Origin of the sequence: Cupriavidus sp. DF5525, assembly GCF_040149425.2 — a bacterium.
GTDB classification, from domain to species: domain Bacteria; phylum Pseudomonadota; class Gammaproteobacteria; order Burkholderiales; family Burkholderiaceae; genus Cupriavidus; species Cupriavidus pickettii_A.
In genome coordinates this window covers 1,623,355-1,646,239 of the sequence record NZ_CP168266.1, presented here as the reverse complement: position 1 = coordinate 1,646,239, position 22,885 = coordinate 1,623,355, and the positions used below count along the sequence as shown (strand labels likewise).

The window sequence follows — 22,885 nt, the reverse complement described above, 5'->3', positions numbered from 1 at the left end:
AAACTAAAGGGGCTGAGTCACTTGAAAATTGCGCGCTGAATCAATGGGATACGTGATTTGGCTCCCGTTGGTCCATTTCTTGCGCAAAGAAGATCGAACGGGCACGCCTGTGGTCGTGCCTGCAAATTTGCCGTCGCCTGGCTATCGCGTTGCGTTGAAGGGCAGGCGCCCTGGATCTTGAAGAGGAATGCACCGCGATGTACTACGGAAGGAACGGAGCCGGCGCGGACAGCCGCGAGCTGGCCGGAGATGCCAGCAAGCCGCGCGCTGGCCAGGAACGAAGCGAGCGTTGCGATTGCAATGAGCCGTCGCCACGGCAAACCAACTGGGCCTGGGCGACGACGACAGAGCACTACGACTGGATGGATTCGCACACCCCGTTTGCTCACTACGACTAGCGGCCTGGCGAAGCCTTAATCCTTCTCCTGCTCTCCGATCCATTGACCACGCCGTGCCGTCGTGCACGGCTGGTTCATTTCTTTGCGCGCCCCATGGACTACACACCGATCAAATCCCTGCTGATTGCCAACCGTTCCGAGATCTCGATCCGCGTGATGCGCGCGGCCGCCGAGATGAATGTCCGCACGGTGGCGATCTATTCGAAAGAAGACCGCCTCGCGCTCCATCGCTTCAAGGCTGACGAGAGCTACCTGGTCGGCGAGGGCAAGAAGCCGCTGGCCGCTTACCTCGACATCGACGACATCCTGCGCATTGCCAGGCAGGCGAAGGTCGACGCCATCCATCCAGGCTATGGTTTTCTCTCTGAAAACCCCGACTTCGCGCAGGCAGTGATCGATGCGGGGATCCGCTGGATCGGCCCGTCGCCGGAGGTCATGCGCAAGCTTGGCAACAAGGTGGCGGCGCGCAATGCGGCGATCGAGGCGGGCGTCCCGGTGATGCCGGCAACCGATCCGCTGCCCCATGACCTGGAAGCGTGCAAGCGACTGGCCGCGGGCATCGGCTACCCGCTGATGCTCAAGGCAAGCTGGGGCGGCGGCGGGCGCGGCATGCGGGTCCTGGAAAGCGAGCAGGACCTCGAGGGCGCTCTCGCCGCCGCGCGGCGCGAGGCGCTGGCCGCGTTCGGCAACGACGAGGTGTATGTCGAAAAGCTGGTGCGCAAGGCGCGCCATGTCGAGGTGCAGGTGCTCGGCGACACGCATGGCAACCTCGTGCATCTCTACGAGCGGGACTGTACCGTGCAGCGGCGCAACCAGAAGGTCGTCGAACGGGCTCCCGCCCCCTACCTCGACGATGCCGGCCGGGCTGCGCTGTGCGAGTCGGCACTGCGGCTGATGCGCGCGGTCGGGTACACGCACGCCGGCACGGTCGAATTCCTGATGGATGCGGACTCCGGGCAGTTCTACTTCATCGAGGTCAATCCGCGCATCCAGGTCGAGCACACGGTCACGGAGATGGTCACCGGGATCGATATCGTCAAGGCGCAGATCCGCATCACGGAGGGCGGCCATATCGGCATGACCGAAAACACGCGCAACGCAGACGGTGCCATCACCGTGCGTGCCGCGGGCGTTCCGGCCCAGGCGCAGATTGCGTTGAACGGGCACGCGCTGCAATGCCGGATTACGACCGAGGACCCGGAAAACGGCTTCCTGCCGGACTATGGACGGCTCACCGCCTACCGCAGCGCTGCGGGCTTCGGCGTGCGCCTGGATGCCGGTACCGCCTACGGTGGCGCGGTGATCACGCCGTATTACGATTCCCTGCTGGTCAAGGTCACGACCTGGGCACCGACCGCCGCCGAGTCGATCCGGCGCATGGACCGCGCGCTGCGCGAATTCCGCATTCGCGGTGTCGCTTCAAACCTGCAGTTCCTCGAAAACGTCATCAATCATTCCGCCTTCCGGTCTGGCGATGTCACCACGCGCTTTATCGACCTGACGCCGGAACTGCTGGCGTTCACCAAGCGCCTGGACCGCGCCACCAAGCTGCTGCGCTACCTGGGCGAGGTCAGCGTCAACGGCCACCCGGAAATGAGCGGCCGCTCGCTGCCGTCGCTGCCGCTGCCCAGGCCGGTGCTGCCGGCCGTGGATACCAGCGGTGCGCTGCCCTATGGCACGCGCGACCGCCTGCGCGAGCTCGGCGCCGAAAAGTTCTCGCGGTGGATGCTGGACCAGAAACAGGTGCTGCTGACCGACACGACCATGCGCGACGCGCACCAGTCATTGTTTGCCACGCGCATGCGCACCGCGGACATGCTGCCGATCGCGCCGTTCTACGCGCGCGAGCTGTCGCAGCTGTTCTCGCTGGAGTGCTGGGGCGGCGCCACCTTCGACGTGGCGCTGCGCTTCCTCAAGGAAGATCCGTGGCAACGCCTTGAGCAGTTGCGCGAGCGGGTGCCCAACGTGCTGTTCCAGATGCTGCTGCGTGGTTCGAATGCTGTCGGCTATACCAACTATGCGGACAACGTGGTGCGCTTCTTCGTACGCCAGGCCGCCAGTTCCGGCGTGGATGTGTTCCGCGTGTTCGATTCGCTGAACTGGGTGCGCAATATGCGCGTGGCGATCGATGCCGTCGGCGAAAGCGGCGCGCTCTGCGAAGGCGCGATCTGCTATACCGGGGACCTGTTCGACAAGTCGCGCGCCAAGTACGACCTGAAGTACTACGTCGGTATCGCCCGCGAACTGCAGCGTGCCGGCGTGCACGTGCTGGGCATCAAGGACATGGCGGGCATCTGCCGTCCGCAGGCGGCGGCCGCGTTGGTCAAGGCACTCAAGGAGGAAACCGGACTGCCGGTGCATTTCCATACGCACGACACCAGCGGCATCTCGGCGGCTTCCGCACTGGCTGCCATCGAGGCCGGCTGCGATGCCGTCGACGGCGCGCTCGATGCCATGAGCGGGCTCACCTCGCAGCCCAACCTGTCAAGCATCGTCGCGGCCCTGGCGGGCAGCGAACGCGATCCCGGACTCAGCCTGGAGCGGCTGCATGAGGCGTCGATGTACTGGGAAGGGGTGCGTCGTTACTACGCGCCGTTCGAATCCGAAATCCGCGCCGGCACGGCCGACGTGTACCGTCACGAGATGCCGGGCGGCCAGTACACCAACCTGCGCGAGCAGGCCCGCTCGCTCGGTATCGAGCATCGCTGGACCGAGGTGTCGCGCGCCTACGCCGATGTCAACCACTTGTTCGGCGACATCGTCAAGGTGACGCCCACGTCCAAGGTAGTGGGGGATCTGGCATTGATGATGGTGGCCAACGATCTGACTGCCGCCGATGTGTCCGATCCGGCCAAGGAGATCGCATTTCCTGAATCGGTGGTCTCATTGTTCAAGGGTGAACTGGGCTTCCCGCCCGATGGCTTCCCCGCGGAACTCTCGCGCAAGGTGCTCAGGGGCGAGCCGCCCGCGCCTTACCGGCCAGGGGACCAGATCCCGGCAGTCGATCTCGATGCGGCCCGCGCCGCGGGCGAAGCGGCCTGCGAGCAGGCGCTTGACGACCGGCAGCTGGCGTCGTACCTGATGTATCCGAAGCAGACCGGCGAGTACCACGCGCATGTGCGCGCCTATAGCGATACTTCGGTGTTGCCCACGCCGGCATTCCTGTACGGCCTGCAGCCGCAGGAAGAAGTGGGCGTCGACATCGCGGCAGGCAAGACCCTGCTGGTTTCCCTGCAAGGCACGCACCCTGATGCCGAAGAGGGCGTCATCAAGGTCCAGTTCGAACTGAACGGACAATCGCGCACAACCTTGGTCGAGCAGCGCAGCACCACGCATGCGAGCGTGGTGCGCAGCAGCCGTCCGGTTGCCGATCCCGGCAATCCGCTGCATATCGCCGCGCCCATGCCGGGCTCGATCGTGACGGTGGCGGTCCAGCCGGGACAGCGCGTGGCAGCGGGTACGACGCTGATGGCGCTGGAGGCGATGAAGATGGAAACCCACATCGCAGCGGATCGCGACTGCGAAATCGCCGCGGTGCATGTGAAACAGGGTGACCGTGTGGCGGCGAAGGACTTACTGATTGAGCTGAAGCAGTGAGAGTTGCGGCTATCGGGATCCATATCGGTTCACGGAACTGCGCGGAGACTACGGTGGAGCGTCAGCAACTTGGTCAGCGTGGGCGGGGGCCATTTCTTCGGGTGACGCGATGGCTGACCGAGGTTCCGGACGCCATTCACGCCGTGCACAAAGTCCTTCCGCTGCGGGAGACCGCACTGGCCCACGTGGAAGTCGAGGCGCACGGCAAGATTGGCACGGTCCTGGTGGGCTGCGAATGATCAATAACTCGTGGAAAGCGAGGGCCTGACCAGGCTGCCGCCGCTCGAGCAGCCGAAGGACGGGAGCCGCTGATCAGATATCCAGTACGATCTTGCCGATGTGCTGATTCAACTCCTGGTACCGAAAGGCGTCAGCCATCGCTTCCAGCGGGAAGTGCCGGTCAATGACCGGGCGGATGCCAGTGGCATTCAGGGCACGTACCATGTCAAGCTGGTGTCGGCGGCTCCCCACCAGCAAGCCGGTCAGGCGCAGATGCTTGCGCAGCAGCTGGGTGACGGTGACCGGCCCGGTCGGGTTCCCCAGCGAGCCGATCACGGCGATATGTCCGCCGACACGGGCCGCCGTCATCGATTGGTCGAGGGTCGCGGCGCCGCCAACCTCGATAACATGGTCGACGCCAGCGCCATCTGTCATCTCGCGTACGGTCTCGCCCCACTGCGCCGTCTTGCGATAGTTGATCAGGCAATCTGCGCCAAGCGTCTGAAGCCTGCCAAGCTTCTCGTCCGAGGATGAGGTGGCAATTACCCGCGCGCCGGCCGCTTTGGCAAATTGCAGCGCAAAGACCGATACGCCGCCAGTGCCGAGGACCAGCACGGTCTCTCCGGGCTTCAAGGCGCCATCGACAAACAATGCCCGCCAGGCTGTCAGCCCGGCCGTGGTCAGCGTTGCGGCCTCGGCGTGGCTGTAGCCGTGCGGAGCGCGCGTGAAGCAGGCTTCAGGCAACGTCACGGTTTCCCGCGCAAAGCCGTCGACGCCATCCCCGGGGACAGTAGCGAAATCGCACAAGCGCGGCTCTCCGTCATGCCACGTCGGGAAGAACGTGCTGACGACATGGTCGCCGACCGCGAATGCCTTAACGCCCGCGCCAACGGCTGTGACCTCCCCGGCGCCGTCCGCCATCGGAATGCGCCTTTCCGTCAAGCCCCGACGGCCGGACACCACGGCGTAGTCATGATAGTTGAGCGAACTGGCACGTATGCGGACGGTGATCTCGCCCGGTCCCGGGGGGGCGGCCGTGGCTTCCCCGATGACGATGCGCTCGAAGCCGGCCGGCGGATCGAGGTAAACGGCTTTTGCTGCAGTCATGGCATTCCCCTGGTTGGCGACAAAACAGTGCGGAACGAGTTTAGCATCGCAAAATTATTAATGTCGACGATATGTGGGGCGCCGGTTGGTCAGCGGTCCGGCATGCAGCGGAAGTTCAGCCAGCCGGCCCGGGGCACGACGTGAGGTAAGATCTTGGGCGCCGCGCGCTCCGCCGTGCCTGCGCTGGCCCCGATCGCAACTCTCGGAAGTACCGCCACTCATGGGCAGACTCAAGACTACCAATACGCCTGAACTGCAAGCCCTGCTGACGCCGAAGACCCCACAGAATCCTGTCACGCTGGCGGTGGAGCAGGCGCTCATGCATGGACGCGACTGGTCGGCATCGGTGGCTGAGCAGATTGCGGTGCGGCTGGCGGGCCTGATCACCATCGACGTGATCCATGCCGGCCAGCGCCTGCTGGAGAAGGATATCAGCGATGTCCTCGAGGTCAGCCGCGCCCCCGTGCGCGAGGCCCTGCGCATCCTGGAGCGCGAACGGCTCATCGAGTTCCGGGCCCGGCGCGGCGCCATCGTCACGGAGCCGAATGCGCAGGACCTGAAGGATATCTACGTCGTGCGCGAAGCACTGTTCGCCATCCTGCTGCGCGAACTGATGGAAGAGCGCGCCGAGGCGCTTGACGCCCTGTTCGAGGCGTTCATGCCGAAGCTCGGCAAGGCGGTGGAGGATTCCGCCGTGGATGCCTATATCAGCGCGACGTTCCTGGCGAACATGGCGATGGCGGACCTGTCGAGAAACCGGCTGGTCGGGGAATTACTGAATTCCATCGCGCTGCGCACGCTGCGCTATGTGCGACTCGGGCTCGCAGCCAATCCCGGCTCGCTCGAGAATTCAATCAAGACCTGGCGTGCGCTGCAGCGTGCCGTGGCCAGGCGCGACATCGACGTGGTCCTGCAGACCGCGCGCAAGCGCATCGAAAGCTCCCGCGACGCCGCCATCCGTACGCTGTCATCCGGCGCGCCGACGAGCAAGGGCGCCGCTTCCCGCCGCAGCGCCGCGCCGGCCACGGCCGCCTGAGCGGCCGCGTCTTCCATAGCACGCCGGTCAGCTTCCGCATCAGCAGGCTGCTGGCGACAACGCTCAGCCAGAGCAGCAGCCCCAGCGCAGCATCCGCCACCCTGCGCGCCTGAGCCGTGCGATATCCGTACTAGGTTCGGCGCAAAGCCGTCCACGGTGTGCTTCGCGTGCATGAAAATCCACCTTGGTCGGTCCTTTCCCTAACGTCTCTACCCCACAATGAATTGATGTCGACAATAAAAATAACGACTGCTATGATCGTACTCACGTTAGCCTGAGGGGTAGAAATCGTGTGTCGCACGCTTGGTTGGGTGAGGCAGGCAGCACTTGGCAGGCTGGGTAATAGTCGAAAAAACATGGGGACGACGATGTCATCACTAAGGAAGCTGCTCTCAATCACGCTGTGCACCACGGCAAGCATCGCCTTGTGCGTGCCAGGGCCGGTGCAGGCACAGGAAGCCTGGCCCGCGCGCCCGATTCAAATGATCGTGCCCTCGTCCGCCGGATCGGGAACCGACGCGCTGGCGCGGGCCATGGCGCAGCGCCTTTCCGAGTCGCTGAAGCAGGCTGTGGTCGTGGAGAACCGGCCAGGAGGCAGCGGAGTGATCGGGACTAACGCCGTCCTCAAGGCGGCGCCGGATGGCTACACGATTCTCTACACAACGGCATCCAGCATGGTGGTTGCGCCGGCCGTCATCAAATCCGTTTCCCAGGATGCAAGAAAGAACCTCGTGCCGATCGCGCAGACAGCTGTAGGGGGGGTGTTGCTGCTGGTGAGCCCGGATCTGCCGGTGCACGACTTGCCTGGACTCATCCAGCTCGTGAAGGCGAATCCGGACAAGTACAGCTATGGTAGCTGGGCCACCGGCTCGTCCGCGCACCTGACGATGGAGTGGCTGAAGAATCAGACTGGCATGAAGACCGAGCACGTCGCATATCGGACAGCCAGTCAACTGCTCACCGAGCTTTCCTCGGGTGTGTTGAAGATCGGCTGGACGGATCCCAGCGTGGCGGTTCCGTTCCTGCGTTCCGGGAAGGTGCGCGGCATTGCCATTGTGGGCAACGTGCGCTCGCCCCAGCTTGCCGACGTCAAGACGATGGGTGAGCAGGGCTACAAGTTCAATACGGTGGGATGGTTCGGCATGTTCGCGCCGCCCGGGACTAGTCCGGCAATCGTGAAGCGGCTGGCCGACGAGGTCAACAAGGTGCAGGGGACGCCGGAGATCGCGGCCCTGATGAAGAAGCTGAACTTCGAGTCGCCTCCGGTAAAGTCCTCGGCGCAGTTGGGCGAGATTGTCCGGAACGATTTGCAAGTCTGGACGAAGATCGCCAACGACGCAGGGATCAAGGTCGACGAATAAGATGAGGTGCACGCGCCATTGCGGCCTGCGCAGGACAAGGCTGCCATTTCCCGGCAGTTGGGATGCCAGCGCACCCTCCGCCCACCAGTCTGCAATGGGGGGCGACCATGCAGGAGGGGTCCCTCATCTCGTCTTCAATGGACGATGGCCGGTCACTGGCGCCGTTCCGGCAAGCGAGCTGGTTCACGTCATGCAGCAGGCCGTGGTGGCCAGGCGCTTGAACAACGAGTGCAAAGCCAATGCCTGATTCCAATTGGATTCTGATCGGGCCTCCGGAGTCACTGGCTCCGGGCGCACGCAAACTGGTCTTCCTGCAAGACGGTCCGTCGGCAATCGTGTTCAATGTTGGCGGCCAGTTTTTTGCCATGGAAAACAGTTGCCCGCATGCGGGAGCCTCCATGGCCGGAGGTCCTTGTGTTGAGCACATTATCAGTTGCCCTGCACACGGCTTGCGCTTTGACATCCGCAACGGCCAGTGCACGGCATCCGCGAGCATGCGTATCCCCACCTATGAAGTCGTGATGGACAACAAGCAACTTTGGCTGCGCCTGCCAGAACTCAATTGTTGAAAATACCCAATTGGTGTTTCCAGAATTCACGACGACGCTTCACGCTTGTCGTCCACGTGCAAGCGGGGATCCGGTGTCCTTGACGACGCGGATTACTGTCATAAAAAGGAAAGTTCAAGGCGTGCAAGGTAAAGCAGAAAATAGCGCCAGGGCAGATGATTTAATCGTCGCGAACGGCACTCGGACTTGGTCGGGCCGCCTGTGGCAAATCTTCTGCAGCCGGATCAACTGTGTCCCACAACTGGGTCGTCCTTTGGTGAGCTCAAGCGGCATGCCCAGGTGAACTGTCCATACTTGATAGAAAATAGGAGAAGACATGGCGAAAGCCGTTAAATTTTACGAAACAGGCGGGCCCGAGGTCCTTCGTTTTGAGGACGTCAGCGTTGGTGAGCCGGGACCGGGAGAGGTGCGCGTCCGCCATGTGGCCGTAGGCCTGAATTTTGCTGACACCTACTTCCGCGGCGGTACTTATCAGGTTCCGCTGCCCAGCGGCCTCGGCAACGAAGCCGCCGGCGTAGTCGAGGCCGTCGGTGCCGGCGTAACTCATCTGGCGGTCGGCGACCGTGTGACCTACACGGGCTTCATCAACACGCTGGGCGCCTACAGCACTGAGCGGCTGATCTCTGCCGCACCGCTGATCAAGCTGCCTGAGGCAATCAGTTGCGAAACCGCGGCGGCCATGACCATGCGGGGCTTGTCCGCCGCCTACCTGGTGCGCCGGATCTACCCCTTCAAGGCGGGCGACGCCGTGCTGCTGCATGCCGCGGCAGGTGGTGTTGGCCTTATCGTTTCGCAATGGGCCAAACTGCTGGGGCTGACGGTGATCGGCACGGTTTCTACCGATGCCAAGGCCGAAGTGGCGCGCGCCCACGGCTGCGATCACACGATCAACTACAGCCATGAGGACGTGGCCAAGCGCGTGCGGGAACTGACGGACGGAGTGGGTGTGTCCGTGGTCTTCGACAGCGTGGGCAAGGCGACCTTCATGTCCTCGCTGGACTCCCTCAAGCGCCGTGGCCTGATGGTCTGCGTGGGTACCGCCTCCGGCACAATCCCGCCGTTCGATCCGCAAATTCTGGCCCGCAAGGGCTCGGTGTACCTGACCCGCCCGGGCCTGGCCGACTATATCGCCGATCCTGCCGAAAAGGCGGAACTGGTCGATGAGCTGTTCGGCCACGTGGCGGCGGGCCGTATCCGCATCGAGATCAATCAGCGCTATGCCTTGGAGGATGCGGCGCAGGCACATCGGGACCTGGAGGCTCGAAAGACCACGGGCTCGTCCATTTTCGTGATCTGAGTGTTCCCCCTCCTGGGAAACTCGAGCCGTCTGGCTCGTTGGCTCCGCAAGACGTAGCCCAGTGATTTGGCAGTCGGGTCAGGTTGTTCAGGACCCGCTGCCGCTGGCGCTCATCGTTGTACGCAGCACCCGTATCTTCATACTCGACGCCATCTCGCAGCGCGTCGCAATATCCGTCAGCACAACAAGAAGCCCAGGTCAATCAAGTGGAAGTACGACGATCCACCGGGGCGAATCCGTCCGGTCCCGTTTCAATGACGGATTGGGCTAGATGATGACGGAATTGTTCACATCCGCGAGGGTCTGCGCGCCAAGCATAGCCATGTTTCGATCGACTTCATCGCGCAGGAGAGTGATGGCGTGGCGAACGCCTTCGGCTCCTCCAATGGCCGCAGCGTAAACAAAAGGCCGCCCCAGGAAGACAAAGCGGGCGCCCAGTGCCAACGCTTTCAGAACATCACCGCCTCGCCGGATACCGCTGTCCATCATGACGGTTGTCTTGTGCGCGACGCTTTCACAGATTTCCGGCAATACAGCAAGCGGTTCCACGGCACCGTCCAATTGGCGGCCGCCGTGATTCGAGACAATGATGCCGTCGGCGCCCAGGGCGACAGCGCGCTCGGCGTCGGACTTATGCAAAATGCCCTTTATGACCAGGTTGCCGCGCCATCTTTGCCGGATTCGTTCGATGTCCGTCCAATTCAGGTGATCACGCCCCGTCGTGTCGCGAATAGCCGAGGCCGACAAGATCGGTGCGCCGCGAGTCGCAAAGGAATTCTCAAAATGCGGCATCCCACTCGAGAGGAGTGTTCTGGCGAACGTCCCCGCCAGCCAACGCGGTCGGGACACGCCATCGAACGCCAAACGGACAGACGGTCGCAAAGGCAAAGAGAAGCCAGTACGGACGTTATTCTCCCGGTTGGCCCAGACGGGAATGTCGACCGTAAGGACAAGCGTAGCGAACCCGGCCGCTTCAATCCGCTCAATCAGGGCGTCCCGCCGGGTGGCGTCACCCGGCAGGTAGGCCTGAAACCACGTGCCTGGCGCCGCAGCGTGAACGGCCTCCATCGGGATCAAGGACGTGCCGCTCATGATTGCGGGTATCTGCTCTTCCCGCGCCGCTTGCGCCAGGACCACATCACCACGGTAGGCAGCAATCGCACTGATTCCGACGGGCGCTATGCCAAAGGGAGAAGCATAACGTTGCCCGAAGATCTCGGTCGCTTGCGACCTTCCCGAGACGTCGACAAGGACCTTGGGACGAAACTTGACCTTGTCGAATGCCGTCCTGTTCACGGCTAGCGACTTTCCATCCTCCGCGGCGCCGGCAATATAGCCAAAGATCGGGCGCGGAAGCGCCCTCTTTGCGGCGACTTCAAAATCGGCAAGCGAGAGGATAGGGCGTAGTCGTCGATGAATCTGACGGTTGGCGCCATAGGCAGGCTTGGCAGGTATTCCAGCGCTCGGAGCGACCTGGCTTTCTGTAACTTCTGTTCGAGATGTCATCTTGATTTGAAGAGTCTAACAGGCCCAACCGCTGTCACTGCCAGCCGCGCCGGATCCCATTGAGCGATCAGGCAAACATGCCGCGCTGGCGCATCAGTTCACGGAACAGCGCCTCATTCTTTTCGAACGGCGCTCGCCCGTGGACGTAGAAGTAGTTATTCAGGACAACCAGATCGCCGACGGGCAGCGACACTTCCTTTGTCCCCGACGAGGCCTCCATGGAAGTCGACAGGGCGTTGAGAAATGCTGCCTCCTCGCGATTGCGCGGCTGTACAAACTGATCGATGAATGACAGCGACAACCCAAACTCGTTCTGAAAAAAGACCGGGCGCTCGACCTGATCGCTGACATTCTTGGATCCCGGCGCCTTGTAGAGGAAAGGCTGCGTTCCGAGACGGTGACTGACAAACTGGTTAAGCTCTTCCCAGTCGTCCAGATGCAGGAATCGGGACTCGCCGCCAATGGCATTCTGTTCTGCAAACTTCATCATCAACAGCCAGTCCGTCGCTTCGGTAACGAAGGTGCCATCGGTGTGCATCGTGAAGAGTCGATAGGCCTGGCGCAAATAGGAGTCGCTATTGTCCGTGTGCCTGACCACGAAGCGGGCATAGTAAGTGCCCGACATCGCATCGTGGTTGCTTGGGCCCAAGAGGTGCCCAACGGCGGTGCCGAAGCGAACGAAATCGTCGGCATCCGCCGTCAGTCCCTGGAGTCCTACCGTGAAGCCACCGTGCTGCCGGTCCTTCACGATGCCGTTGATGGTTGTAGCAAAGTCCTCGCCGACATGCTTCGCGAGTGCGCTCGCGAGCTCGTGGCGCATGAAGGGAACATACTCGAGGTTCTGCACATCGACCTTGCGTACGTCATGCAGGAACCCAAGAAGGGCATCGCGCTCAACGGCCACATGCAGGATGCGATGGTGATCCGGGTGGGCAGACAACTGGAAACGGGATTCGTCATTGCCGGCAAGCAATGCCGCAGGAAGCGGGGCATTCATCGATGGTTCTCCGAGATGGTGTATGGCGCTATTTCATCCGGATTCTTTGATATGATCCAGATATAAAGATGTAATCTTTGTTCCGAAATCTGGATTAAATCGATGATTGACGTTCGCCAGTTGCAGTGCTTCCTCGCCGTGGCGGAAGAGCTTCACTTTGCGAAGGCGGCGGATCGCTTGGGTGTCGCACAATCAGGGCTCAGCACCCAAATCCAACGCCTTGAGCGGGATTTGGGGGTTACGCTTTTGAACCGGAACAAAAGGAAGCCGGTGTCACTTACCGATGCGGGGCACTTGTTCCATGCCGAGGCTGTCGCTGCGTTGCGGCATATTGAGCGAGCCGACCAGGTCGGACGCCTGGCTGCCAGAGGGCTGGCTGGCGTCATCCGTGTCGGCTATGTGGCATCGGGCGTAAGCAGCGGCCTGCTGTCGATGCTGCTGAGCGAGTTTCGGAAGTCACACGAGATGGTCCGGCTCGAAGTCATGCCAATGGAAACGCCGAGACAGCTCGAAGCGCTCAGCGATGGACAGATTGATGTGGGAATCGTCAGGCCCAGACGGCTCAATCCGGCTGGCGTAATAACAAAGGTCGTGCAGACTGAGCGCTTGCTGGCTGCCATGACAGGAAGCCATCCCCTTGCAAGCCGAGGGACGGTTCCAGCGCGCGCGCTGGCCGATCAATCGTTCATCGTGCCGCAGTTTGCAGAGGAGGAAGGATTCGGGTCGGCGTTATCCGCCCTGGGCAAAACCGGAGGGTTCACGCCTCATCTGGAATATCGCGTCCAGGATTTCATCTCTGCAATTTGCCTGGCGTCCGCGGGATACGGAGTGGCCATCGTGCCGGAGTCTATGCAGAACTTCTCCCAGCCAGGTGTCATCTACAAACAGATCGCCGACTTTAGACTCTCAGTGCACCTGGCGCTGGCTTACAGGCGTCGAGAAGTATCGCCAGCGGTACGAGCTTTTGTGAAACTCGGAACTCAGACATTCAATGGCCGGGCGTCCTAGACCCACCTTTTGATGCCAACGGCAGGCCCCGTGAACGTAAGCGTCCCGTTCTTCCGACTTTGAGCCGATCACCTCAAGACCCCGTCGCCGCGTGTCCGATACAGCGAGCAGGGTTTTCCCTCTGTTGGCGCCAATCGACAACAACTTGTCGTGATCGGTCAAGCCGGCTGACGCGGGGCGCTCCGAGAATGGAGAAAAGGTGGATGTATCACCAAGCCCCACAGTATTGGCGCAAGTCATCAGATTCGAAAAGACTGAAGGGCCGGAGGTGCTGGACTCGATGTCATCCGCGCGCAGAGACAAGTGCGCGAACTGCCCACCAATGAATCTTTCTAAACACGCAAAGCGTAGCAATCATAAGGTACAGACATGAAGAAGCAGACCAATCACTTCTGGTGGCGCGGATACGCCTTGGCGATCGGTGTTGGGGTCGTCGGTGGGATGCCCGTGGCTCAGGCCCAGGAGAATTGGCCAAGCAAGCCGATCCGCCTGGTGGTGGGGGGGCCTGCCGGCGGCAGCGCCGACGCGTTGGCGCGGCTGCTGGCGGAAGGCCTGCAGAAGACATGGAGCAAGCCGGTTATCGTAGAAAACAAGCCCGGTGCCGCCGGGGCGCTGGCGATCAGCGATTTGCAGTCCACCGGCAAGGATGGTCATACCCTCCTGGTCATCCAGGGCGGCGTCGTGAGCGAAGCTCCGTTGGCCTACAAGGTCCAATACAAGCCCTTTGCCGACCTGAAGCCCCTGGCCCAGATCAGCCGCACGGGGTTGGTGCTGGTTGCCAACAAGGATATGCCTGTCTCCAACCTGAAGCAGTTGGTGGACTACGGAAAATCGCAAAAGGAAGGGCTGGTTTTCGCTTCTTACGCTGCGGGATTGAAGGGCCACACCTCGGGCATACTGCTCGGGCAACTCACCCATGTGCCAATGCGGCATGTTGGCTACAAGGGCTCTCCTCCGGCATTGAACGACCTGATGGGCGGCCATGTGCCGCTGATGTTCGATGGGGTGACGACCTCATTGCCGCTGATCAAGGCGGGAAAGATCAAGGCGATTGCGGTGGCCTATCCAAACCGGATTGCCGCATTGGCGGATGTGCCTACGTTCAAGGAGCTCGGCTACCCGCAGTTGGCGCAAGCAGGCTGGTTCGCCGTCTGGTCCCGCCCGGATGTCGCTCCGGCAGTCCAGCAAAAAATCCGCGAGGCGACGCTGGCGTATTTCAAGCAACCCGGAGTGCAGAACCGCATCAAGGATATGGGCATGGAGCAGGGGGATGCCGCCACCTCGGAAGAGATGATGGCGGACCTGAAGCAGGCATACCAGCAACAGGCCGCGCTGCTGAAGTCCATTAACTACCAGCCGGAATAATATGAAGATACTTTGAGCGAACTTGCCACGGCACCTCCGATGCGCTTTGCGCAATCCTCCGTCAGCGTATGCGGCATCGGCCAACCGGCGAGTTCCTCATATCGAGATCCTATGAGACAGGGGGACAAGCCTGCTTAGAATCAGCGTGTCGTGCTTGGCTCACAGGAGATAGCGTCATGCGTACAGATCAGGCATACACGAGTATCGAGGACGTGTTGGCGGTCTCGCTCGAACTGGCGGCCGCGAAGTGGAAGGTCGCGTTACACGACGGGCACCGCGAGCAGCCTGCGGTGCATACGGTCGCGCAGCTGCAAGCCGTAGCGCGTCTGCAGGCGGTGCTGGACCTGATCGAACAGCACAAGGACCAGTGGTCGCTGCCAGCAGGTGTGCGCGTCGTCGTAAGCTACGAGGCCGGCCAGGACGGATTTTGGATCTGTCGTGCGCTTCAGGGGCGCGGCATCGAGTGCTACGTCATCGATCCAGCCAGCATTCCCGTCGAACGCCACAAGCGACGCGCGAAGACCGACCGGCTCGATGCCATCAAGCTGGTGATCAACCTGCGCGCATGGCTACGTGGCGAGCGCGACCGCATGCACGTGGTTCACGTCCCATCGCCGCAGGACGAAGCGTCGCGGCACCTGATGCGCGATCGCGGGCAACTGCAGAAGGAAGTGCTGCAGCACTGCGACCGGATGCGAAAACTGCTGGCCACGCTCGGCTGCTGGGATGAGGTGGATCACAAGCACTTCGCCGGCCGGCTCGCCCGTGACGAGGTGAAGTGTCACGACGGCGCGCCGTTGTCGCCCGAAATGCGCGGGCGGCTGCTGCGTGAGTGCGAACGGCTCGCGCTGGCGCAGCAGCAACTCGCGGAGCTGGAGAAAACGCGACAGGCAAGCCTGCCCGCCCCCGCGCGCCAGCGACGCGATGACCTGGCGCGCCTGAAAGGGATTGGCGAAGTGGGCGCGTCGCGCCTCGCGCTCGAACTGTTCTGGAGGGAGTTCAGCAACCGGCGCCAAGTGGGGGCCTGTACGGGCCTGGTGCCCCAGCCCTACGACAGCGGCGAGAGCCAGGTCGACCAGGGCATCAGCAAACAGGGCAACCGACGAGTGCGCGCGTTACTGGTCGAGATGGCATGGTGCTGGCTGCGTTACCAGCCCGACAGTGCACTTACGCGCTGGTTCAACGAGCGCACCCAGAGCACGGGACCAAACCGGCGGGCTCGGCGCATCGCGATCGTTGCAGTCGCACGGCGACTGGCTATTGCGCTGTGGCGCTATCTGAAAGACGGTGAGATTCCCAATGGCGCACGCCTGAAGTCGGCGTAGGCCTCCTAAAAGCTTGCAGGAAAGAGGTAACGGCCCGGTCAGGCAACTACGCAAGCACAAACGGTCTGAGGTGAACATGCCCGTCCTCCTCCCGGGTTGCTGATGCAACCGATTTATCAAGATGGGGCATGTTCCTGGTTGATGATTCCGGCGTAATGCGCATGCAGGATGAGGCTGGCCAAGCGCCGGCGGATAGAAGGTGGTCAGACGTCACGTCTGACGCGCGCACAACAGACGGCTTCAGACTACGCCGCACGTAGGAAGATTTGGTCGGCTAGCTCCAAAGGAACTTGACAAACCAGTGCTCATAGAAGGGAGGGGGGCGGGCTTTCCTCCCAGCTGGCTTCTGGCGGAAATCAGATCAGCGGCCATGCACCGGATGCATGGAGAGGGCGGCGCGTCCGTAAGGTAAGCATACGAAACGTGGTCATTGCGTCTGGCCGGGTCGCCCGTAGGGGCCTGTCGTCCGGAATTCCCGCAGGACCCTGTCGTTTTTCCCGGCCGGTGGCACTCGGCCGTGGGTCGATCACGAGAGTTCGCGAATGAACGCTTCCGCCCGCGGCCACTCGCCATAGCCGGAAGCGGGATTCAGATGCCCGACCTCGCCGAGTTCGACGAAGCGGCTTCCCCACGCCTGGGCCAGTTCACGGGCGCGATCGAGACGCGTCAGAGGATCGTTGCTGCTTGCCGCAACGATGCTCGGAAACGGCAATTTGCCGCGAGGGATCGGCAGCCAGCCGTGGTCGCGCAATGTGTCGGTCGTCGGGTAGCCTGGGGGCATGGGCGTCTCGAGGTCCGCGGGTGCAGCGAGCAGTGCGCCGGCGATGTTCCGTGTGACGCCTCGGGCCGCCCAATGGGCGATCATCATCGCGCCTGCGCTGTGCGCCACGATGATGACCTGCCCCTCGATGTCGGCCAGAGCGCGATCGATCGCATCGACCCGGGCAGCGCAGCTCAGCTTGTCTTGCTCAAGCGGGGCGACTGAGACCACGCAAGGCAGCTTCGACGCAAGAAGGGTCTGCCAGTGTTCCGGTACATGGTCACGCAGGCCAGGGACGATGAGAACGGTAGGTATCGTAGAGGTCATGTCCAGCTTTCAGTAAGGCGCGTCACCGATGATCGCGGTGCGCTCCATCTTTCGGTGGCACGGGGGGTAATCCATCACCGCGTAGTGCTGGGTTGAACGGTTGTCCCAGAACGCAACACTGTTTTTCTTCCAGCGAAAACGCACCTGGTATTCGGGGATGTTGGCCTGGCTGACCAGATAGCTAAGCAAATTGCTGGCACCCGGCGCCTTGTCCAGCCCGAAGCGCACGTTGGCCGGCACGTTGTAATTGGTGAAGTGCGTCGTAAAACTTCCGTTGACGAATAGCACCTTCTCTCCGGTTTCCGGATGGGTGCGCACCACGGGGTGCTCGGCGTCGGGGTACTGAGCCTTCAGTGCAAGACGCTTTTCGATCGGCATCGCAGCGCCGAAGCTCGCCTCGATGCTGTGGCGCGCACGCAAGGACGCGATCTTCGTCTTGATCTCTTCGGGCAACTGGTTATAAGCCTCGACCATGTTGACCCACATTGTGTCGCCGCCCACAGGCGGGCATTCGATACAGCGCAGCACGCAGCCCAGCGGAGGCTTTTCGCGCCAGGTGGCATCGGTATGCCAGGAATTCTCGTTGCGTTCGGGAGGACTGTCAGGAGTCTTGTAGATCTGAACCAGTCCCGGGTAGTCGGGGTGGCTGCCCACCACTGGATGGTCTTCCAGCTGGCCGAAGTGGCTCGCAAAGGCCACGTGCTGCGCGCGCGTGATGTCCTGGTCGCGGAAGAACAGCACACGATGCTTCAGGAGCAGCGACCGGATCTCTGCCATCTGTTGGTCGTCCTCGGCAGCTGCCCCCAGGTTGACGTTGCTGAGCTCTGCACCGATGGTGCAAGTGAGGGGCTCGACCCGGATCGAGCTGCTCAGAGATGCTGCGCGGACCACTGCGGGTGCCGCCTTCAGGCGTTGATTCATGAACGTTGTCTCCTGTGTTCTATGAGGCTGATCGATCCTGGCGAGTTTGGATGTTGCAGATGGCTCCCGCTTGACAATACGTGACAGGCATTTATCATTCGGTGTCAAAGCTCTACGCAATTTTCCCATGTCGTCACTTGTCCGCGCTGCGGCCCTCACAAACTACAGCGAGGTTGCCCGAGCCGCCGGACTGGATCCGGTGCGGATGCTCCTTGACGCGGGGTTAAGTCCCAGCGTGCTGCGCGAGCCGGACCTCATGATTCCTGTGGAGCGTGTCGGACGACTGCTTCAGGCGTCCGCAATCATGTCAGGCAACGAGAGTTTCGGGCTGTGCATGGCCGAGTCGCGCCTGTTGTCCAATCTTGGGCCGGTAGGACTGCTGATCCGCGACCAGGCGACGCTGCGCGACTCGCTGCAGATGCTGATGCGCTATCAAGCGTTGCTTAACGGTGCGCTGTCGCTGGCGATCGAGGAGTGCGGCGACCTGGTCATTATTCGCGAAGTGGTAATGGCCGGCAATGCACATGAGCCCACGCGTCAACGGGTTGAACTGGCGCTAGGCGTAATGGTGCGGTTGATACGCCAGCTCCACAAGCCCGACTGGGAGCCGGGGCGTGTATGCTTTGAGCACCCGGCGCCACGCGACCTTAGTGTGCACCAGCGGTTTTTCGGCCCGTGCGTCGAGTTCAACTATGACTTCAACTGCATCATCTGCGCGAAGGCCGATCTCGATGCACGCAACCCGGCTGCCGATCCGGCCATGGCGCGCTACGCGCAGCAGTTGATAGACGCCTCTACCATGTTGCAGCAGGCGACAATGCTTGAGGACGTTCGGCGCATTGTCCTGCTGCTGCTGCCCAGCGGGCGTTGCAGCATCGAGCAGGTGGCCGAACACCTGGGCATGGTGTGCCGCACGGTCCAGCGCCGGCTGGCAGAAGAGGGACAGACCTTCTCGTCGGTCGTTAACGATATCCGCACGGAACTCGCCGCGCGTCACGTCATCGAGACCGATCGTCCGTTGACAGAGGTGGCGACCCTACTCGGTTTTTCCGCGCCGAGCGGATTCTCGCGCTGGTATCACGCGCAATTTGGTTGCAGCCCCAAGGAAAGCCGGGACACACGCGGAACAGTGCGCCGACAGACGACACCTCCGCGGGCGGGCAGAACATTACCCTAGGCGAAGCCAAGTTGTGTACGGGTTCGCGGGATGCGAACCGGCCGGTCAGCGCGCTGCGGTCGTGATAAGCCTGGGGCAATCAGCCCAGCTCAGCGGGCGCGATTCGTGTGCGTTCCTCAACGACGCGCTGACCCGCCTGCCTGCCCACTTGAACAGCACCATCGACGAGCTGCGCCTCCACAACTGGCATCCCGCGTCCTGAACGCATCCTATCTCTCCCAACCGTCGAGGGGTCGGTAAGGGAAGGTGCCTCCCTTCCATTTTGCTCGCGTGAGTCGTCTTCCAGGTTGACGGGCGGTATGTGCCTTGCGGGTGGCTCAACGGACAGGGGTGCGTTGTTGTCATGAAGAGTTAAGTTCGAGACATCCAATGTAAAGCGGGAACTGGTGCGAGGCCAGATGATTCACTCCTAGTTCGGCATTCTCAATATTCACATTACAACTTGGAGATCCATCCTCATGAACTTCCTTGACGGCCACCTGTATCCCGAGAACCAGCAGCCTCTGATCATTACGGCCGCTCCCTATGCGCCGGGCTGGATTCCCTCAGATTTCCCGGAAGATATCCCTGTCACCATGGAGGACCAGATCCAGAAGGCGGTGGATTGCTACGAAGCCGGTGCCACCGTGCTGCATCTGCACGTGCGCGAACCCGACGGCAAGGGCAGCAAGCGCCTGTCCATGTTCAATGAGCTGATCGCCGGGGTGCGCGCCCGCGTGCCGGAAATGATCATCCAGGTGGGTGGCTCGATCAGCTTCGCGCCGGAAGAGGGCCAAGCCGCCAAATGGCTTAGCGACGACACGCGGCATATGCTGGCCGAACTCGATCCGAAGCCGGACCAGGTGACGGTGACCGTCAACACTACGCAGATGAATGTCACAGAGCATGCTGGTATTGATGACTTCAAGGGCGTTTCGCGGGGATTCCCGCACCTCTATTCCACCTACAGGGACATGATCGTCCCCTCGAATCCCAGCTGGGCCGAGGAACACATTCGACGCCTGACGGCCGCCGGAATCCAAAGTGAGTTTCAGTGCTACAACATCAATAGCTTTGAAACGATCGAGCGGATGATTCGCCGCGGCGTCTACAAGGGGCCACTGGTGATGAACTGGGTGGCTATCAGCGGCGGCATGGATCAAGCGAACATCTACAACCTGGCCAACTTCCTGCGTGCTGCGCCAGACGGAGCGGTGGTTACGGTGGAGAGTTCGGTGCTGAATGTGCTGCCCGTGAATATGATCGGCATCGCTTTGGGCCTGCATGTGCGGTGCGGTATCGAGGATGTACTCTGGAACCAGACCCGCACGGGAAAGATGTCTTCCGTCGAGCAGATCAAGCAGTTGGTTCGTATCTCCGGCGAATTTGGTCGTCCCATCGCGACAGCGAAACAGGCGCGAGAGATCATGCAGATCGGGGTCTTCTACGACACCGTGGAAGAGACGCTTCAGCGCAATGGCTTCGCGCCCAATCGTAACGGTGGCAACCAGGGATTCCTGCGCAAGCCGACCTGAAGCCTATGGGGGAATTGACATCATATGTTTATGAGTCGTCCAGCATTTTCTGGAGACGGACTCAAGCTGAAGTTGAAGTTCCCCCCCTCGACCGGACTCCTGACAATTTCTCGACAAAGGAGTCCGTCATGATCCAAAAGCCAGCAGACTTACCCTCCTGGGGGTTAGCCCGAACTTTGACTTCCCAAATAGCCGGAACCCGCATCGACGCTGGGTTTCGGCTATTTTTGAGACTATTATGTAGCCATGTAACTTAGTATTTATCTATTGCGGTTCAGCAGTTTTGTGCTTGAATAAGTGTTCATGTATATCGAACACGTCCCGAACCGCAACTCGCCCCCCGCCATCCTGCTGCGCGAGTCCTATCGCGACGGCAACACGGTCAAGAAGCGCACCCTCGCCAATCTCTCGTCGCTGCCCGCCGAGGTCATCGAAGGCTTGAAGGTGCTGCTACGCGGTGGCGTCGCGGTGTCGTGCGCCGATGAGGCCTTCGTGATCGAGCGCAGCCTGCCACACGGACACGTGGCCGCCGTGCTTGGCGCGGCGCGCGCCTGCGGCGCCGAGCAGTGGTTTGCCTCGGCACCGGCCGCGCTGCGCTCGGTGGTGATGGCACTGCTGGTGACGCGGGTGGTGTCACCCGCTTCCAAGCTCGCCACGCATCGCATGTTGCGCGACGAGACCGCGACCCACTCGGTGTCGCGGCTGCTGAAGTTGGGCGACGTCGAACTCGAACAGGTCTATGCCGCGCTCGACTGGCTGGGAGAAGCTCAGGAAGGCATCGAGAAGCGCCTTGCCAGGCAGCATCTGAGCGGCAGTACGCTGGTGCTCTATGACCTCACTTCCACGTGGGTGACGGGACGCTGCTGCGAGCTTGCCGCCCACGGCTACAGTCGCGATGGCAAGCGCGACGACCCGCAGATCGTGTTCGGTCTGGTTTGCACTCGTGAGGGCTGTCCGGTGGCGGTCGAAGTCTTCGCCGGCAACACCGCCGATCCGGCTACCGTGGCCTCGCAGGTGGACAAGCTCAAGAACCGCTATGGCATCGAGAAGCTCGCGTGGGTGGGCGACCGGGGCATGCTCACGCAGGCGCGCATCGACACGGTATTGCGCCCGGCTGGCCTGGACTGGGTGAGCAGCCTGCGCGCGCCGCAGATGGCCGCACTTGCCCGGGAGAAGGGCCCCTTCCAGCCCTCGCTATTCGATGAGCGCAACCTGCTAGAGGTGACCAGCGAGGCGTTCCCCGGCGAGCGGCTCATCGTGTGTCGCAATCCGCTACTGGCCGAGGAGCGCAGCCGCAAACGCGAGGCGCTGCTGCAGGCCACCGAAGCCGAGTTGATGAAGATCACCGACGCGACCACGCGTGCCCGCAATCGCCTCAAGGGCACCGAGGAGATTGCCCTGCGCGTAGGCCGCGTCATCGATCACTTCAGGATGGGCAAGCACTTCGAGTTGAACATCACCGACTCGAGCTTCACGTGGGAACGCAAGGCCGAACAGATTCAGCAGGAGGCCGCACTCGATGGCCTTTACGTGGTGCGTACGAGCCTGCCGGCAACGGACTTGCCGGCTGAGGCGGCCGTGACGGCCTACAAGGGTCTGGCGGTGGTGGAGCGGGCCTTCCGTTCGCTCAAGACGGTCGATCTGCAGGTGCGTCCCATATTCCATTGGAACGCCGCGCGCGTGCGCGCTCACGTCTTTCTGTGCATGCTTGCCTACTACATCGAGTGGCACATGCGCGAGAAGTTAAAGCCGATGCTGTTCGACGATGAATACGTCGAGCTCGCGCGTACGGCCCGGCCCTCGCCAGTGGCCAAGGCACGACGCTCGGACCAGGCGAAAGCCAAGGACGCCACCAGGCTTGGCGAGGACGGCTTGCCGGTGCACAGCTTCCGCACGTTGCTCGATGATCTGGCCACGCTCGCGTACAACGTCTGTCACACACCCCTCAACCCGCAAGCAAAGATCGTCATGATCACGCGGCCGACCCCAGTTCAAGAAAAGGCCTTCCGCCTGCTCAACGTCAGCCCCGTCGCCTGTACCCAGTAATCGACTCGCTCGCGCGCACATAACCGTGAGAAATCCAAGCATTATGCGCGCCGCCAGCTCAAAGTTCGGGTTAGCCAACGAATCGCAGAGCTAGCCAAAGCCGGAGGCTGACCTAGCCGTCGTTTCGTGCAGTTCCTGGCCAGCGGTTCACGCGGCCTTTTTGCGTCCTTTTACCTCGCTGGTGTGGGGCCAGAGCGCACGACTGGTGTGCGCCGATATGTTGTCCAGAGCTTATTCATGATGGATTCCGGAGGCGGCGTTGACTCGAAGCCTGCGACGTTCTCGAAGATACCGAGAACGTGGTCTCTGAATGAGGCAAGATCTGTCAGAGGGTTGGGTGGAGTGAGAGATATAT

The 22,885-nt window shown here is 61.9% G+C and carries 17 protein-coding genes; 12 read left to right on the top strand and 5 right to left on the bottom strand.

Annotated features, from left to right (window positions below):
- Window positions 1-491 precede the first annotated feature (491 nt).
- Together ABNX08_RS28715 and ABNX08_RS28710 are read left to right on the top strand one after the other, a co-directional pair.
- Entirely contained in the window at window positions 492-3,995 is a 3,504-nt protein-coding gene (locus ABNX08_RS28715; protein ID WP_022539103.1) for a pyruvate carboxylase, read from the top strand.
- Between the two features lie 53 nt (window positions 3,996-4,048).
- Window positions 4,049-4,234: a hypothetical protein gene (locus tag ABNX08_RS28710; protein WP_349607855.1), complete on the top strand. Its 186-nt coding sequence runs from the start codon at window positions 4,049-4,051 to the stop codon at window positions 4,232-4,234.
- Window positions 4,235-4,307: 73 nt separating this feature from the next.
- Here ABNX08_RS28710 and ABNX08_RS28705 read toward each other — a convergent pair whose 3' ends face one another.
- The gene (locus ABNX08_RS28705) at window positions 4,308-5,321 is read right to left on the bottom strand and encodes an NAD(P)-dependent alcohol dehydrogenase (protein ID WP_022539101.1); all 1,014 of its coding nucleotides are present in this window, start codon (window positions 5,319-5,321) and stop codon (window positions 4,308-4,310) included.
- Between the two features lie 220 nt (window positions 5,322-5,541).
- Here ABNX08_RS28705 and ABNX08_RS28700 point away from each other — a divergent pair, with 220 nt between their 5' ends.
- The 4 genes from ABNX08_RS28700 (at window position 5,542) to ABNX08_RS28685 (ending at window position 9,584) form a co-directional block, all read left to right on the top strand.
- Entirely contained in the window at window positions 5,542-6,357 is an 816-nt protein-coding gene (locus ABNX08_RS28700) for a GntR family transcriptional regulator (protein ID WP_022539100.1), read from the top strand.
- Between the two features lie 368 nt (window positions 6,358-6,725).
- Window positions 6,726-7,718: a tripartite tricarboxylate transporter substrate binding protein gene (locus ABNX08_RS28695; protein ID WP_041682161.1), complete on the top strand. Its 993-nt coding sequence runs from the start codon at window positions 6,726-6,728 to the stop codon at window positions 7,716-7,718.
- A gap of 239 nt (window positions 7,719-7,957) precedes the next feature.
- Window positions 7,958-8,287 (top strand): Rieske (2Fe-2S) protein, encoded by a 330-nt coding sequence (locus ABNX08_RS28690; protein WP_022539098.1) that lies wholly within the window; start codon window positions 7,958-7,960, stop codon window positions 8,285-8,287.
- Window positions 8,288-8,603: 316 nt separating this feature from the next.
- Complete coding sequence (locus tag ABNX08_RS28685) at window positions 8,604-9,584, top strand: quinone oxidoreductase (RefSeq protein WP_022539097.1); 981 nt, start codon at window positions 8,604-8,606, stop codon at window positions 9,582-9,584.
- Window positions 9,585-9,851: 267 nt separating this feature from the next.
- Here ABNX08_RS28685 and ABNX08_RS28680 read toward each other — a convergent pair whose 3' ends face one another.
- Window positions 9,852-11,090 (bottom strand): alpha-hydroxy acid oxidase, encoded by a 1,239-nt coding sequence (locus ABNX08_RS28680; RefSeq protein ID WP_022539096.1) that lies wholly within the window; start codon window positions 11,088-11,090, stop codon window positions 9,852-9,854.
- A gap of 67 nt (window positions 11,091-11,157) precedes the next feature.
- A complete protein-coding gene (glaH, locus tag ABNX08_RS28675; RefSeq protein WP_022539095.1) occupies window positions 11,158-12,087 on the bottom strand; it encodes a glutarate dioxygenase GlaH in 930 nt (309 codons plus the stop codon).
- Window positions 12,088-12,189: 102 nt separating this feature from the next.
- On the opposite strand from glaH, the gene ABNX08_RS28670 reads away from it, so the two are divergent.
- The 3 genes from ABNX08_RS28670 to ABNX08_RS28660 all read left to right on the top strand — a co-directional run bounded on the left by ABNX08_RS28670 (window position 12,190) and on the right by ABNX08_RS28660 (window position 15,785).
- Window positions 12,190-13,095, top strand: a complete 906-nt coding sequence (locus tag ABNX08_RS28670) for a LysR family transcriptional regulator (protein WP_022539094.1) — start codon at window positions 12,190-12,192, stop codon at window positions 13,093-13,095.
- Between the two features lie 369 nt (window positions 13,096-13,464).
- A complete protein-coding gene (locus ABNX08_RS28665) occupies window positions 13,465-14,460 on the top strand; it encodes a tripartite tricarboxylate transporter substrate binding protein (protein ID WP_022539093.1) in 996 nt (331 codons plus the stop codon).
- 176 nt (window positions 14,461-14,636) lie between these two features.
- On the top strand, window positions 14,637-15,785 hold the full coding sequence (locus ABNX08_RS28660) for an IS110 family transposase (RefSeq protein WP_022539092.1): 1,149 nt from the start codon (window positions 14,637-14,639) through the stop codon (window positions 15,783-15,785).
- A 526-nt stretch (window positions 15,786-16,311) separates the two neighbouring features.
- On the opposite strand, the gene ABNX08_RS28655 is transcribed toward ABNX08_RS28660, so the two are convergent.
- Both ABNX08_RS28655 and ABNX08_RS28650 read right to left on the bottom strand, forming a co-directional pair.
- Entirely contained in the window at window positions 16,312-16,872 is a 561-nt protein-coding gene (locus ABNX08_RS28655; protein WP_022539091.1) for an alpha/beta hydrolase, read from the bottom strand.
- Between the two features lie 9 nt (window positions 16,873-16,881).
- Window positions 16,882-17,793, bottom strand: coding sequence for a TauD/TfdA family dioxygenase (locus ABNX08_RS28650; RefSeq protein WP_022539090.1), 912 nt, complete (start codon window positions 17,791-17,793; stop codon window positions 16,882-16,884).
- Window positions 17,794-17,920: 127 nt separating this feature from the next.
- Here ABNX08_RS28650 and ABNX08_RS28645 point away from each other — a divergent pair, with 127 nt between their 5' ends.
- The 3 genes from ABNX08_RS28645 (at window position 17,921) to ABNX08_RS28635 (ending at window position 22,530) form a co-directional block, all read left to right on the top strand.
- Entirely contained in the window at window positions 17,921-18,970 is a 1,050-nt protein-coding gene (locus ABNX08_RS28645; RefSeq protein WP_022539089.1) for an AraC family transcriptional regulator, read from the top strand.
- Between the two features lie 458 nt (window positions 18,971-19,428).
- Window positions 19,429-20,484 (top strand): 3-keto-5-aminohexanoate cleavage protein, encoded by a 1,056-nt coding sequence (locus tag ABNX08_RS28640; RefSeq protein WP_022539087.1) that lies wholly within the window; start codon window positions 19,429-19,431, stop codon window positions 20,482-20,484.
- A 303-nt stretch (window positions 20,485-20,787) separates the two neighbouring features.
- On the top strand, window positions 20,788-22,530 hold the full coding sequence (locus ABNX08_RS28635) for an IS1634 family transposase (RefSeq protein WP_022539086.1): 1,743 nt from the start codon (window positions 20,788-20,790) through the stop codon (window positions 22,528-22,530).
- The last annotated feature ends 355 nt before the right edge of the window (window positions 22,531-22,885 follow it).

Excerpts from the sequence above, each read along its gene's own strand:
- ABNX08_RS28715 (WP_022539103.1), top strand. The coding sequence starts at position 492 with ATGGACTACACACCGATCAAATCCCTGCTGATTGCCAACCGTTCCGAG.
- ABNX08_RS28705 (WP_022539101.1), bottom strand. The coding sequence starts at position 5,321 with ATGACTGCAGCAAAAGCCGTTTACCTCGATCCGCCGGCCGGCTTCGAG.
- ABNX08_RS28700 (WP_022539100.1), top strand. The coding sequence starts at position 5,542 with ATGGGCAGACTCAAGACTACCAATACGCCTGAACTGCAAGCCCTGCTG.
- ABNX08_RS28695 (WP_041682161.1), top strand. The coding sequence starts at position 6,726 with ATGTCATCACTAAGGAAGCTGCTCTCAATCACGCTGTGCACCACGGCA.
- ABNX08_RS28690 (WP_022539098.1), top strand. The coding sequence starts at position 7,958 with ATGCCTGATTCCAATTGGATTCTGATCGGGCCTCCGGAGTCACTGGCT.
- ABNX08_RS28685 (WP_022539097.1), top strand. The coding sequence starts at position 8,604 with ATGGCGAAAGCCGTTAAATTTTACGAAACAGGCGGGCCCGAGGTCCTT.
- ABNX08_RS28680 (WP_022539096.1), bottom strand. The coding sequence starts at position 11,090 with ATGACATCTCGAACAGAAGTTACAGAAAGCCAGGTCGCTCCGAGCGCT.
- glaH (WP_022539095.1), bottom strand. The coding sequence starts at position 12,087 with ATGAATGCCCCGCTTCCTGCGGCATTGCTTGCCGGCAATGACGAATCC.
- ABNX08_RS28670 (WP_022539094.1), top strand. The coding sequence starts at position 12,190 with ATGATTGACGTTCGCCAGTTGCAGTGCTTCCTCGCCGTGGCGGAAGAG.
- ABNX08_RS28665 (WP_022539093.1), top strand. The coding sequence starts at position 13,465 with ATGAAGAAGCAGACCAATCACTTCTGGTGGCGCGGATACGCCTTGGCG.
- ABNX08_RS28660 (WP_022539092.1), top strand. The coding sequence starts at position 14,637 with ATGCGTACAGATCAGGCATACACGAGTATCGAGGACGTGTTGGCGGTC.
- ABNX08_RS28655 (WP_022539091.1), bottom strand. The coding sequence starts at position 16,872 with ATGACCTCTACGATACCTACCGTTCTCATCGTCCCTGGCCTGCGTGAC.
- ABNX08_RS28650 (WP_022539090.1), bottom strand. The coding sequence starts at position 17,793 with ATGAATCAACGCCTGAAGGCGGCACCCGCAGTGGTCCGCGCAGCATCT.
- ABNX08_RS28645 (WP_022539089.1), top strand. The coding sequence starts at position 17,921 with ATGTCGTCACTTGTCCGCGCTGCGGCCCTCACAAACTACAGCGAGGTT.
- ABNX08_RS28640 (WP_022539087.1), top strand. The coding sequence starts at position 19,429 with ATGAACTTCCTTGACGGCCACCTGTATCCCGAGAACCAGCAGCCTCTG.
- ABNX08_RS28635 (WP_022539086.1), top strand. The coding sequence starts at position 20,788 with ATGTATATCGAACACGTCCCGAACCGCAACTCGCCCCCCGCCATCCTG.